Below are 14304 nucleotides of genomic sequence, written 5' to 3'. Positions count from 1 at the left end.
TGAAAGGGGTGCCTATGAAATTCAAGAGTTTCATGGCTTTTGGTATACCTCTGCTCATCGCTTTTTTATTCTTTTTTCCTTATAAGCATGTAATTGCCTTTTCCTTCGAGGACCAAGGGGAATTAGTCGCATACTTTCCTTTGAAAAAAGAAAAAGAATTCAAGATTAAGTATACACACTCCATTCACCTCACAGATGTTTTGGAATCATATCGGTTATCGGATAAGCAAATCAAACAAACTGAACTTGCATATCATGATTTTGCAGTCGGTATGCCTTCTAATGCAGAGGGGGAGGAAGTATTCGAAGAGAAAGACGGTACCTACTTCATAAAAAATATGAATCGCAATTTCGCCTATATAGATTTACGAGTAGGACAAGTCAGAGCTAACCATCGTTTAATATATGATGAAAAAACTTACACATTGGCAGACTTTATTAAACCAGGTACATGGGTCAGGATTTCATCAGAAAGAATTTCTTTATGGGAACAGTTGAAGGGAGTGAAAATTAGTGGCTGATCAAGAAAAAACGAAGTATTTAACCGAAGCAGAACAACAGGAGTTATTGGAAAAATATGATCCAGAAGCCGGGACAAGGAAATTAACTGGTGTCTTGGGCCACATTGCGTTTTTTGGACTTTTAGCTTTTTCGTTATTTCAATTATATACTGCTATTTTTGGCGTTTTTACAGCCCAAATCCAACGGACGATACATTTAGGGTTTGCACTCTCCTTGGTTTTTTTACTATTTCCTGCAATCCGAAAGAAGCGTCAAAAAGGAAAGTTTCAAATTGCCTGGTACGATATCATATTAGCGATCCTTAGTATCGGGGTAGGTGCATATTGGCCCTTATTTTTCGAAGATATCGTCATGAATGTAGGACGTCTAGGCATATTGGATTTTGCAGTTGGTTTAATGGCCATTCTGCTGGTTTTGGAGGCAACCAGGCGTGCAGTGGGTCTTCCTATTATGGTCATTGCTTTATTATTCATTTTCTATGGGATTTTTGGACAGTATATGCCAGGATTCCTCGCTCATCGCGGTTTAACTTTGGAGCGTTTGGTGCAAACGATGTTCTTCTCGACAGAGGGTATTTTAGGTACTCCGTTAGCGGTGTCATCGACATTCATCTTCCTATTTTTACTGTTTGGATCCTTTCTAGTCCGGACAGGTGTCGGTCAATACTTCAATGATCTCTCAACCGCCATAGCCGGCAGAAGGATAGGGGGACCCGCAAAGGTTGCGATTTTTTCCAGTGCTCTTCAAGGAACGATTAGCGGAAGCTCTGTAGCTAATGTTGTCACTTCAGGAGCATTTACGATACCGATGATGAAAAATCTTGGTTATAAGAAGGAATTCGCAGGGGCAGTGGAGGCGGCCGCTTCGACAGGCGGTCAATTGATGCCTCCGGTAATGGGGGCAGCGGCATTCTTAATGGTTGAGTTCATTGGGAATGGAATAACGTATTGGGATATAGCAAAGGCGGCTGCGATTCCAGCTATCCTTTACTTTTCAGGAATTTGGATCATGACCCATTTTGAAGCGAAACGACTTGGGCTACGTGGATTAACGAAAGAAGAGATGCCAAGTAAGAAGGAAGTGTTCGGCAAATTTTATTTACTAATACCGATCCTTGCCATTATCTTCTTGCTCATGCTGAATATCACGGTTACACATGCAGCACTGTATTCCATTGCCATTTCGGTTCTTGTAGGATTCATAAACAAGGATGTCCGCATGAAATTCATAGATATCATTTATGCATTGGTGGATGGAGCTCGAACGGCACTGTCGGTTGCAGCTGCAACTGCAGCAGCCGGCATTATTGTAGGAATCGTTACGAAAACTGGACTAGGGCTGAAACTGGCAAATGGATTAATCGATTTGTCTGGTGGATATTTGATTCCAACACTGATGCTAACGATGGTAGCTGCACTTATTTTGGGAATGGGATCACCTACAACTGCCAACTATGTGATCACTTCGACGATTGCAGCACCTGCGATCATTTTGCTTGGCGTCCCTGATTTATCTGCACATCTATTTGTCTTCTATTTCGGCATTATAGCAGATATAACTCCTCCTGTTGCATTAGCGGCATTTGCAGCGGCAGGGGTAGCGGGCAGTGAACCGATAAAAACGGGGATTCAGTCATCAAAACTTGCTATCGCTGCATTTATCATTCCGTATGTTTTTGTTCTCTCTCCACAATTACTAATGATCGATACAACTTGGATGGAGGTTGCCTGGGTCGTTCTTACAGCAATGTCAGGCATGGTTGCAATTGGTGCGGGTGTTATAGGTTACTGGATGAGGAAGATGCACTGGTTAGAAAGAATCATCGCTATAATCGTTGGTTTACTATTAATCTATCCTGAAACGATATCGGACATCGTTGGATTAGCTGCATTTTTGGTATTACTGGCTTTACAATATCTTTGGAAGAGTGACAATCACGACAGCCCCAATATCTTGGAATATAAGCAAAGTGTGGATAAAAATTGAGTCTTCGGATATCAATCCAGAAGAAAAGGCTAATTGAACTCTAAACATTCTAGGGGGTGATTATTTGAAATGAGACATCAATGAGAGCAGGGAATGTGCATACTGCTATTTTAGAGATCAACCAGCATATTCTTACTTGCAATAGCAGAGTCATTGGCCCGTATATCCAGATGCCTTATGGTAAAATCCAAATTGTTTTATTTTGAAAGGAGACTAATTCATGAAATTTTTAAAAAGTTTTATTTTAGTTACTTTCAGTTTCTTTTGTATGATCACACCAGCTTTTGCAAGTGTCCCTGGAGTGGATGGGTCAATGGGAAAGGGAGCAACAAAAGGAATTGTATCAGTTTCCCATCCTTTAGCAGCTGAAGCGGGCATTAAGATATTAAAACAAGGTGGAAACGCAGTCGATGCAGCAGCAGCCATTCAATTATCGCTAAATGTAGTTGAACCAATGATGTCTGGAATCGGTGGCGGTGGTTTTATCATGATTTATAATAAAAAGGAAAATAAAATAACGATGATCGAAAATCGCGAAATGGCACCGCAAAATGTTACGCCTGAACTTTTTTTAGATGAAAAGGGAAAACCTGTTCCTTTTAGTAAGCGGCACACATCTGGTAAAGCGGTTGCTGTTCCTGGAACTCTGATGGGGGTGGAGACCTCTCTTGAGAAATATGGAACATTGAAATTATCACAAGTCATAGGCCCGGCCATTAAACAAGCTGAAGAAGGGGTAAAAGTCAATTGGGCAACAGCACAATATATCGATGAAAATGTAACAAAGCTTAAAAATAACCAAGCGGCTGCAAAAGTTTTTGTACCAGACGGAAAGCCATTGGAAGAGGGAGACACCCTCGTTCAGCCAGATCTGGGAAAGACTCTTAAGCTAATAAAAAAACAAGGTTCTAACGTTTTTTATAAAGGTGAAATCGGGGAAGCCCTTACCAAAGAAGTTCAAAAGCGTGAAGGAACGATGACAACTGAGGATTTGCAAAACTATGAAGTGAAAGAAAGAGAGCCAATTAAATCGGAATATAGGGGATTTGAAGTGGTAGGGGCAGCTTCACCAAGCTCAGGCAGCTTGACTGTTCTACAAATCCTGGAGCTTATGGAAGGATTCGATGTACAAAAGATGGGGGCGAACACCCCTGAGTATCTTCATTATCTCACGGAAGCCATGCATCTCGCTTTTGCCGATCGAGCTGCCTATATGGCAGATGAAGATTTTTATGATGTACCAACAAAAGGACTATTGGATGAAGAGTATATTAAAGAAAGACGAAAACTCATTAATCCAAATAGATCAACAGCTGATGTCAAAGCAGGCGATCCATGGAAGTATGAGGGCAAAGTACCCACTTCAATGGAGAAGGTAAAAGAAGAGAAAACACCGATCGGTCAAACAACCCATTTTTCTGTAATGGATAAATGGGGAAATATGGTTGCTTATACGACTACAATCGAGCAAGTATTCGGATCAGGTATCATGGTACCTGATTATGGATTCATGCTAAATAATGAAATGACGGATTTTGATGCAACACCGGGTGGAGTTAACCAGGTGGAACCAGGAAAAAGACCAAGAAGCAGTATGTCCCCGACCTTCGTATTAAAAGATGGCAATCCCTTCATGGCCATTGGTTCACCAGGGGGAGCGACGATAATAGCATCGGTATCTGAAACGATTATGAACGTGCTTGATCATAAAATGCTAATTCAAGATGCCATATTAGCGCCACGTATTTATTCTGCTGACTATCCGACGGCTAGATGGGAACCGGGAATTGAACAAAATACAAGGTTGGAGTTAATGGCAAAAGGCCATGTTTATGAAGAAAAACCCCAGCATATCGGAAATGTGCAAGCTGTTATTTATGATTATGTAAAGGGGAAAATGTATGGAGGAGCCGATAATACGAGAGAAGGAACTGTTCAAGGAGTGTATAATGTTTCCTATAAATCGAAAAAGCCAAAAGAAATAAAAGAAGAAAAAAAGGGACCGTTTACCTTAAAAGTGAATGGAGCCATTTATCCTTATACAGCTGAACAAATGAAACTGATAGATGAAAAACCCTATATCCAATCAGACAAATTGCTACTTGGTTTAGGTGTAATCCAAACAGGGGACTTACAAACATTTAAACCAGATAAAAAATCGTATCTACCGGTGTTAAGTGTAGGGAAATCATTAGGATATAAAGCAAAATGGAACGAAAAAGACAAAGAGGCACTATTGGAAAAAGATCCGGCAGATATTGAAGATTCAGACGAAGATGGTAGTGTCACGAATTAATTTTATCCAGACGAAAATAGACTGAAATTCCTCTAGCAAGCTGTTAATACGAGGAAAAATGGCCAGAGCAATGAAATTAATATTCCCCTTGTGCATTGACATAAGGGGAATGTTTTTTGGTCATTAATTAATCAATCGTTGGACTTTTAACCTCCTGGATGTATACGCTCACTTTTTGCAATTTCTTATGGCCATTCATGTTTTTCCTGATGTAGTACATTTCAGCTTTGTTGTTTAATAATCGTGCGGAGGATCAACGCGGTCCCGAAAGCGACAAACCATCCTTCTCTCCATCCACCAGATTGAATTAACGATTCAATTTGTGAAACAACTTGTTCTAAAAGTGGTACATATTTTAGATAAGACTATGGCTGAATAAGCTTATCGAAAACAAAAATAGTCATAGCAGTATCAATATCTATATTAATATCCGTATAGATGCTCAAAATTTTCGCTTGCATCAACTCCTCAAGCTTTTTCATCACGGTAGGATCCTGATAAATATCCTTTACTAATTTAGTTCGAGCTTCATGAACCATTTTTTGTCCTTCAGTGGAGCCAATCATAAACTTTTCAACATTCGTCAGATTACCTTTCATCTCACTAATTACCCAGGTACCTACAAAACGAGTGGTGATTTCCTTTGGTCCATTTCCAACATACTCCTTGCGTATTTCGCGAAGTAACATATTGAATTGATGCTCCATGTTTTTTGTCATTCCATTTCTCCTATCTAATCGTTTAATCTGTTTAACTTTGGGTTTAATATTAAATAACTGGTTCTAGATAACCTCTATTTTGTCAAGACGTAAATAAGATAAAAAATTGAACTTTTCATTTATTCATACTATGAAAATTCATTGTTCATTTTTTACTCCAAAAGATAAATCGCTTGTTGGGTAGGCACTATTAAGTAGTTCGGCGAAGTGAGTCTTTCTGCGCAAAAATCTTATATATATATATTATGTATTTAAAGTCACTTTTTGTCTCCATGAAAAATAATAATGGAAGATCGTTTATCTACTTATTCATTTTAATTAATGATTAAAGTATAATTAAAAAGTGTTGAAAAAAAGAAATTAAAAAAATAATAATTAAAATTACTTCTTAATATGAAATTAGATCACGCTATATTTTGATCAGAACAAGAAGAATATTATTATAAGTAGAAGGACATTATCAAAATTTTTGGGGAAACATTTTTTGAGATATCGTTACTCGAAACCACTTATATAAGGATCGCTTTTGTATCTTTACTTGTAATTTGCTATTGAGGTGGAACATTTAAAGTATTATAATGAAAATATATTAAAAAATATATTAAAAATCATTGATATTAGGTAATGAAAAATTGCCATAATGTCCTGTTTTTTATTTTTGTTATACGTGATGAGATGGATCGCTAGTAGGATAAACTGCTTAGTAATTAGCCCATCATAAAATTGACTGTGTATTGCATGTGCATGTACACAATCTATTTTATGGTGGGCTTTTTGTTTATAAAAAAGGAGAGTTCAATATGCTATGAATAGCTCAAGAAGATTAATGGAGAATATCATGAAATAGAACAGATCATTCAAACAGTGAATTATTAAAGTAACTCTACTATCAGTTATTCTGTGATATTTAATGATAGGGATTTTGCAATGATCTCTATAATCTTTTCAATTTTTTATCTGAGGCAATTAACCATAAGGAGAAGGAAACTATTAAATAAAGAAGGACTGAGAGATATGTTGACACATGAACAAATAATGAACGCTCTAAAACATGTTCAAGATCCCGAGCTGCATAAAAGTATCGTGGATTTGAACATGGTGAGAAATATTGAAATGGATGGTACACATGTTCAACTTGAAGTGGTTTTAACAATCCAAGGCTGTCCATTAAAAGCAAAAATAAAAGATGATGTTGAAAATTCACTTCGAAAGATTGGAGCCTCAAGTGTTTCGTTAACCTTTGGTTCTATGACACCAGAAGAACGGGCTGTATTAACGAAAACTTTAAAGAAAAGTGCTACAACAGAAACAGGAATGCCTAACATGTTACAACCTGATTCAGGTGTGAAATTTATTACAGTGACAAGTGGTAAAGGCGGAGTGGGAAAATCAACGGTTACCGTTAATCTGGCTACTGCTTTGGCCCGTATGGGGAAAAAAGTCGGGGTGTTAGATGCGGATATTTACGGATTTAGTATCCCTGCGATGATGGGAGTTGGAGAAAAGCCAACCATGATTGACCAGACAGTCATTCCACTTGTAAGTCAGGGCGTTAAAATCATGTCCATGGGTTTTTTTACAAACAATAATAACCCCGTTATGTGGCGAGGGCCCATGCTAAACAAATGGATTCAAAACTTCCTTGCCAACACGCATTGGGGGGAACTGGATTACCTCCTTCTAGATTTACCTCCTGGTACAGGAGACGTAGCCATAGATGTAGCTGCCATGATTCCTCAGGCAAAGGAAATTATCGTAACGACTCCTCACCATGTCGCTTCTTTTGTTGCTTCAAGAGCAGGTGCTATGGCGAAACATACCAATCATGATATCTTAGGTATCGTTGAGAATATGGCATATTATGAAGAACAAGATGGTTCGAGGAACTATCTTTTTGGAAAGGGTGGCGGCGATATGCTAGCTCAACAGCTGCAATCCGAAGTAATCGCAAGAATCCCTTTTGCCAAACGTGAGGAAAATAAAGGTTCATGTGTATACGATGAAGATTGGCTTACTGGTGAGATGTTTACATCTCTAGCTCAAGACCTGGTTCATCGAGGATAGTTATCCATCAAAAATCATTCTTTTCAATGAAGAAGGTAGAAATTTCCGTTAAAAAATTTAAAGGATGTAGTGCTATATGAAACCAGCAGTGGAGAAAAGGGAAATTCTTAGATTCACAAACGGACATATTGAAAATGCTGAAGATATAATTGTTACAGAGTTTCCAGTTACAGTAAAAATTAACGAACAAGAATTTGTTACGATGGTTTGTACACCTGAATATATTCAAGATATGGTTATCGGTTACTTAGCATCTGAAGGAATTATACGGAAATATGAAGAAATTAAAGACATTTGGGTGCAAGAAAAAGAAGGATATGTACATGTGAAAATAGATAAATTGAATCCTTATTACCAAAATTTCCAAAATAAGCGTTATATTACATCGTGCTGTGGAATGAGCAGACAAGGCTTTGTCTTCGTTAACGATGCATTAACCGCTAAGAAGATGAATAAAATCAGAGTCAAGCTCACCCCGGATGATTGTTTTCGTTTAATGAATAATTTACAAATTTCCGCGACGATTTTCCAAGATACGGGAGGGGTTCATAATGCCTCTCTCTGTGATTTAAACGGTTTTATGTTAAGTCGGATGGACATAGGAAGACATAATGCGTTGGATAAAATATACGGATATTGTTTAAAAAATGATATCTCGATTGGAAATAAAATCATTGTTTTTAGCGGTCGTATCTCTTCAGAAATCTTATTGAAAGTAGCAAAAATTGGTTGTGAGGTAGTTCTTTCAAAATCGGCGCCGACTGAATTGGCATTACAGTTGGCAGAAGAATTAGGGATTACGACAGTTGGTTTTATTCGTAATCAATCTATGAATATTTATACATGTGTAGAACGAATTCAACAAAAACAATAAGAAATAATATGCGATTATGTTAGTTGGTTGTCAAAAATAGGAGGAGACACGAAAAACATGGAAAATGATATTTTGGACAAATTAGAACGCCCATTAAGAGATCTGCGTTTATCTGTGACCGACCGTTGTAATTTTCGCTGTCGCTATTGCATGCCTGAGGAAATATTTGGGCCTGATTATTCTTTTTTATCCTCGGATAAAATCCTCTCTTTTGATGAAATGGAGCGATTGATCCGTATATTTGTTTCATTAGGTGTCAGTAAAATACGTATTACAGGGGGGGAACCTTTATTACGTAAGAACCTTCCTGAATTGATTCATCGTTTGAATTTAATTAATGGAGTAGAAGACATTGCCATTACGACAAATGGTTCTCTTCTTAAAAAGTTTGCACCTGAGTTATTTAATGCTGGGTTAAGACGGGTGACAGTTAGTCTTGATTCCTTAGATGATGAACGTTTTAATCAGTTAAATGGGAATAGAAGCAAAGTTGCGAGAGTTTTAGAGGGAGTGGAGGCAGCTTCTAATGCAGGCTTAAAAGTGAAAATGAACATGGTTGTTCAAAAAGGGAAAAACGATCAAGATATCATTCCAATGGCGAAATATTTTAAAGAACATAAACATACTCTTAGGTTTATTGAGTATATGGATGTAGGAAATTCAAATGGCTGGAGAATGACGGAAGTAATGACCAAGCAAGAGATTTTAGATCGAATTAAAGAAGTCATGCCATTAGAACAAATTAAGCCAAATTATGTAGGAGAGGTGGCAACTAGATATCGGTATAAAGACAGTGATCAAGAAATTGGAATAATTTCATCTGTGACCGATTCATTTTGCTCTACTTGTTCCAGGGCTAGAGTATCTGCTGAAGGGAAATTATATACATGTTTATTTGCATCAAAAGGTTATGATCTTCGTCAATTACTTCGCTCAGAAGAGTCGGATGTTGTGATTTCAAATAAAATTTCGGATATTTGGAATCATCGTAGCGATCGCTATTCTGATGAAAGAAAAAATGGGAATGTTTCAAGAAACAGCACTAAAGTAGAAATGTCTCATATTGGTGGCTAACATTTAAAGATTGGAAGTATTCTCAAATGTGGTTTGGAAGCATTGTGGTTTGCACTAGAAATAAATATGGTGGAAAAGGAATGTGTGTTTAAGTGACCAAGTGTTTCTGTTCTGTGCAAATAGTTGGAATCTTATTTAAAAAATGGCTCTGTTAAAGGATGTTGTTGATGAACTAACGGGGCAGTTTAGTGGAATAAGAATCCTTTTATTTCACTCGAATAAATGGGATTATATGGTAATGTAAAAATGAAGGAAAATTGATTTTTAAAAGGGAAAATCCTGTTGAAAAATTCAATCTATTGTTGAGGTTAAACTTTATAATAGAAATATAGACTCAAATATAAAAAAGTCATTGACGTTAGGTAACGACGAATTGCCTTAATGTCCTGTTTTTTTTATTATATGATGTGGTGAGAATGATCACTAGTAGGATAAAAACTGCTTAGTTATTAGCCCGCCATAAAATAGAATGTGTGTTGTATTTGCACAATCTATTTTATGGCGGGCTTTTTTGATTTTTAAAAAAAGGAGAATGTAAAATGGCAACAGTCCTAGTAAAAATTAATGGACAGCAACATGAAGTAAAGCAGGGGACTCGAATTCTTGATTACCTACTGGAACAAGGAGTAGAGCACCCACATATTTGTTATTCAGAAGTTTTAGGTCCCATCCAAACCTGTGATACCTGTATGTGTGAAATTGATGGACAAATTATGAGGGCGTGCTCGACAGAAATTGAGGAAGGAATGAATATTTTGACTTCCTCAGAATTGGCCAAAGCTGCCCAAACAGAAGCGATGGACCGTATTTTGGAGAATCACTTACTGTATTGTACGGTTTGTGACAATAACAATGGAAATTGTCGTGTTCATAACACAGCCGAGTTGTTGGAAATTGAACATCAAACTCGTCCATACCGTGAAAAAGGATACGAAGTGGATATGTCACATCCTTTTTACAGATACGATCCGGACCAATGTATCCTTTGCGGACGTTGCGTAGAAGTATGTCAAGACCTACAGGTGAATGAAACTCTATCTATCGATTGGGAACGAGAAATCCCACGTGTAATGTGGGATGATGGTAAATCCATCAATGACTCTTCTTGTGTATCTTGCGGACAGTGTGCCACAGTTTGTCCATGTAACGCCTTAATGGAAAAATCAATGTTGGGCGAAGCGGGGCTTATGACAGCCATTCCGAAGGATTTGTTAAATCCAATGGTTGATCTCATTAAAGAAGTCGAACCGGACTATAAAACAATCTTTGCCCTATCAGAAGTAGAAGCAGCCGCGCGGGATACCCGTACGAAAAAAACGAAAACAGTATGTACATTCTGTGGGGTAGGATGTTCATTTGAAGTATGGACTAAAGGACGTGAAATTTTAAAAGTTGAGCCAACTGAAAATAGTCCTGTAAACAGTGTTTCCACCTGTGTGAAAGGGAAATTTGGTTGGGACTTTGTTAATAGTGAACAACGCCTTACTACTCCTTTAATTCGGAAAGGAGATGCATTTGTTCCTGCTACTTGGGATGAAGCACTTACTTTAATTACAGAAAAAATGGGTGCCATTAAAGAAATGTACGGAGGAGATGCACTCGGCTTTGTAAGTTCTTCGAAAACGACGAACGAAGAATCCTATCTCATGCAAAAATTGGCCCGTCAAGTGTTTGAAACAAACAACGTGGATAACTGTTCTCGTTACTGTCAATCGCCTGCGACAGATGGGTTACTTGCCACTGTTGGATATGGTGGGGATTCAGGTACCATTCAGGATATTGCAAGTGCAGGTCTTGTTATCACGATTGGGGCAAACCCAACTGAAGGACATCCTGTTCTAGCAACACGAGTTAAGCGGGCTAAGAAATTACACGGACAGAAATTGATTGTATCAGATCTTCGTAAGCATGAACTGGCAGAGCGTTCTGATTTATTTTTACATCCAAAACAAGGAACAGACTTTGTTTGGTTGACTGCTGTTGCAAAATATATGATTGATCAAGGTTGGCATGATGAAAAATTCATTAAAGCTCGTGTAAATAACTACGAAGAGTATCTGCAACTTCTTAATAAATATACGCTAGACTTTGCAGTGAAAGTGACTGGCCTTCCAAAAGAACAACTGATTAAGACAGCTAAAATGATTCATGAATCAAAAGGAACATGTATTTTATGGGGAATGGGTGTTACTCAAAATATTGCAGGTTCCTATACATCAGGAGCTATCGCTAACCTTCTGCTTGTAACGGGGAATTTCGGTCGAACTGGAACGGGAGCATACCCACTTCGCGGTCATAATAATGTGCAAGGTTCATGTGATATGGGGGCTCTTCCACAATGGCTCGCTGGCAATCAGCGTTTAACAGACAATGTCGCACGTGCTAATTTTGAAAAAGCTTATGGCGTAAAAATCTCTGAAAAGTCTGGATTTACGAACATTGATATGCTAGAAGCCTCAGAGAAAGGCAAACTGAAAGCCATGTATCTCATGGGGGAAGACATGGCATGGGTAGATTCAAACTCCAATCATGTGCATGACACGCTCGGTAAGTTAGAGTTCTTTGTTGTACAAGATGTGTTCTTAACAAAAACTGCACAATTTGCAGATGTTGTTTTGCCGGCAGCTCCGTCTCTTGAAAAAGATGGAACATTCACCAATACAGAGCGTCGCATTCAACGTTTGTATCAAGCACTTGAGCCATTAGAAGAATCAAAACCAGACTGGTGGATCATTCAGCAAATTGCTAAATATATGGGTGTGGATTGGAACTATGAACACCCAAGCGATATTATGGACGAAATTTCAAGTCTTTGTCCAACTTTTGCGGGTGTATCGTACGAAAGACTTGAAGGATGGAACAGTTTAATGTGGCCCGTGCAAAAAGACGGCACAGATGAACCGCTTCTTTATACAAAGCGTTTTAACTTTCCTGATGGAAAAGCGCGTTTTTCTCTTGCAGAATATGTTCCACCTATTGAATTCACACAAGATTTCGATCTTACTTTGAACAACGGACGACTCTTGGAGCATTTCCACGTAGGGAATATGACAAATAAATCAAAAGGACTTCAGTATAAATTACCTGAGGTATTCGTAGAAGTTTCGCCTGAACTTGCAAAAGAACGTAAGGTAGAAGATGGATCATTAGTACGTCTAATTTCTCCTTACGGTGCAATTAAGCTTCATGCAGTCGTAACAGATCGAGTTACAGGAAAAGAACTGTACGTTCCAATGCACTCAGTAAGTCATGAAAATGCAATCAACCTTTTAACAGGAAGTGTTGGTGATGTTAAGACACAAACTCCAGCATATAAACAGATAAAAGTAAAAATGGAGTTAATGAAAGCAAAAGGAAACAGATCACTTCCAATGTATAACCCTCGTTATGCAACGCGTAATCCTCAGTTAGGCGTACAAGTGGAACGGAAATGGGCACGGAAAGATTACGAGCCAATTGCAGACTTGAATATATCAGGAGTAAAAAAGTAATGGAAACACCGAAGAAGACTTTAGATTCATTAATTCTGACGGAAGAAGGAAAACGAGATCAAATGCTTAAACAGGTCGTTCAAGATTTATCGGAAAATGCAGATCCAAAGATTCAATAAAATGAGCATTCTTGAAGCTCTCGCAGATTTGAATACACCGGGAGGTAAAAAATAATGGCTAAACCAATTACGAAGATAGATGAACCAACCTTTACCGAAAAAGAAAAACAAGATCAAACGCTTGAAAAGGTTTTACAAGATTTATCCCAAAATGCAGATGGGATTAAAGAAACAATTAAACTTCTCCAAGAACTTCACGAAAGTGGAATTCTTGGAGCTATCAATAATCTCGTTGAAGCAAAAGAGAAAGTGGCAAAAATTGCAGTGGGACAATTGCTGCGTCCACCTGTAACAAATGCTGTTAACAATGCAATGGAAGCGGCAGGAGTGTTGACTGAACTTAATCCTGAAATGACGAAAAAACTGGTGGGAGGACTGTCAAAAGGGCTTCAAAAAGCAGAAGAAGGATTTCAGTTAAATAAAAAAGTGAGTGTTTTCGATTTAGTAAAATTAATGAGAGATCCTGATGTTAATCGTGTAATGAGGTTTTCTCTTGATTTGTTAAAAGGGTTAGGCGAAGGATTAAAGGGTCAATCAAAGTAAGTGTTTTGTACTCAAAGGAAAACTGATCTACTGTTCGTACTCATGGACTATCTTATCGTCATCTATGTGAGTATGTTCTTTATTGACGCATGCTTTTATGCATGATTTGCAGTGGAAAGTAGAAAGCGAGCTTAATTATTTTTTAGGGGCAATTTCATTCAGATAAGGAGATATGATAAAAATGGAGGATCCTGAATGTTTGGGCCATACAGATTAAAAAAAGCTAAGTGGCTGATAAAACTTTATCAAACGGTGTTGAATACATCATTGATTATTCTTAGTTTTATTCTTATATATTTTCTTTTTCGGCAACTTTACTACATTTTGAATGATGTTTATTGGGGCAATAAGGATGTCCATGGTACTTTCGGTAAAATATTGATATTTTTCTTATATTTCGGATTCATTTCCATGATCGTACAATATTTCAGGGAAGATTACCATTTCCCATTAAGATATCTAATTTATATTGGGATTACAGCTACCATTCGATTTATCATAGTGAATAATGCAAATTCAATCCAGACTTTATGGTTAGCTGCGGTGGTATTTGTACTTACAATAAGTTATCTAATGCTACCTCACCCGGAAGCTAAAAATGATTAAAGGATAGATA

General features: G+C 37.7%; 10 protein-coding genes. 9 read left to right on the top strand and 1 reads right to left on the bottom strand.

What is annotated here, in order from left to right; genetic code table 11:
- Nucleotides 1–14 precede the first annotated feature (14 nt).
- The 3 genes from LQ203_RS05675 to ggt all read left to right on the top strand — a co-directional run bounded on the left by LQ203_RS05675 (nucleotide 15) and on the right by ggt (nucleotide 4804).
- Nucleotides 15–521 (top strand): DUF1850 domain-containing protein, encoded by a 507-nt coding sequence (locus tag LQ203_RS05675; RefSeq protein WP_230156468.1) that lies wholly within the window; start codon nucleotides 15–17, stop codon nucleotides 519–521.
- Nucleotides 514–2508 carry a TRAP transporter permease gene (locus tag LQ203_RS05670; RefSeq protein WP_230156467.1) on the top strand — a complete coding sequence of 665 codons (1995 nt, stop codon included), beginning with the start codon at nucleotides 514–516 and terminating at the stop codon, nucleotides 2506–2508. The genes LQ203_RS05675 and LQ203_RS05670 overlap by 8 nt, the downstream gene beginning before the upstream one ends.
- A gap of 220 nt (nucleotides 2509–2728) precedes the next feature.
- Nucleotides 2729–4804, top strand: coding sequence for a gamma-glutamyltransferase (ggt, locus tag LQ203_RS05665; protein ID WP_230156465.1), 2076 nt, complete (start codon nucleotides 2729–2731; stop codon nucleotides 4802–4804).
- Between the two features lie 365 nt (nucleotides 4805–5169).
- On the opposite strand, the gene LQ203_RS05660 is transcribed toward ggt, so the two are convergent.
- Entirely contained in the window at nucleotides 5170–5523 is a 354-nt protein-coding gene (locus tag LQ203_RS05660; protein ID WP_230156463.1) for a DUF2294 domain-containing protein, read from the bottom strand.
- Between the two features lie 1014 nt (nucleotides 5524–6537).
- Here LQ203_RS05660 and LQ203_RS05655 point away from each other — a divergent pair.
- From LQ203_RS05655 to LQ203_RS05630, 6 genes are all read left to right on the top strand, one after another.
- Nucleotides 6538–7587, top strand: a complete 1050-nt coding sequence (locus tag LQ203_RS05655; protein WP_230156461.1) for a P-loop NTPase — start codon at nucleotides 6538–6540, stop codon at nucleotides 7585–7587.
- Nucleotides 7588–7663: 76 nt separating this feature from the next.
- Nucleotides 7664–8461 carry a formate dehydrogenase accessory sulfurtransferase FdhD gene (gene fdhD / locus LQ203_RS05650; RefSeq protein WP_230156459.1) on the top strand — a complete coding sequence of 266 codons (798 nt, stop codon included), beginning with the start codon at nucleotides 7664–7666 and terminating at the stop codon, nucleotides 8459–8461.
- 57 nt (nucleotides 8462–8518) lie between these two features.
- Nucleotides 8519–9535, top strand: coding sequence for a GTP 3',8-cyclase MoaA (gene moaA / locus LQ203_RS05645; protein WP_230156457.1), 1017 nt, complete (start codon nucleotides 8519–8521; stop codon nucleotides 9533–9535).
- A 539-nt stretch (nucleotides 9536–10074) separates the two neighbouring features.
- Nucleotides 10075–13026: a formate dehydrogenase subunit alpha gene (fdhF, locus tag LQ203_RS05640; RefSeq protein ID WP_230156455.1), complete on the top strand. Its 2952-nt coding sequence runs from the start codon at nucleotides 10075–10077 to the stop codon at nucleotides 13024–13026.
- A 173-nt stretch (nucleotides 13027–13199) separates the two neighbouring features.
- On the top strand, nucleotides 13200–13688 hold the full coding sequence (locus LQ203_RS05635; RefSeq protein ID WP_230156453.1) for a DUF1641 domain-containing protein: 489 nt from the start codon (nucleotides 13200–13202) through the stop codon (nucleotides 13686–13688).
- Between the two features lie 195 nt (nucleotides 13689–13883).
- Nucleotides 13884–14294: a phosphate-starvation-inducible protein PsiE gene (locus LQ203_RS05630; protein ID WP_230156452.1), complete on the top strand. Its 411-nt coding sequence runs from the start codon at nucleotides 13884–13886 to the stop codon at nucleotides 14292–14294.
- Nucleotides 14295–14304 lie beyond the last annotated feature (10 nt).

The sequence above is a fragment of the Peribacillus sp. Bi96 genome, from assembly GCF_918698115.1.
Taxonomy (GTDB): domain Bacteria; phylum Bacillota; class Bacilli; order Bacillales; family DSM-1321; genus Peribacillus.
The sequence above is the reverse complement of the archived record's forward strand: the minus strand, read 5'-3'. Positions and strand labels throughout refer to the sequence as shown.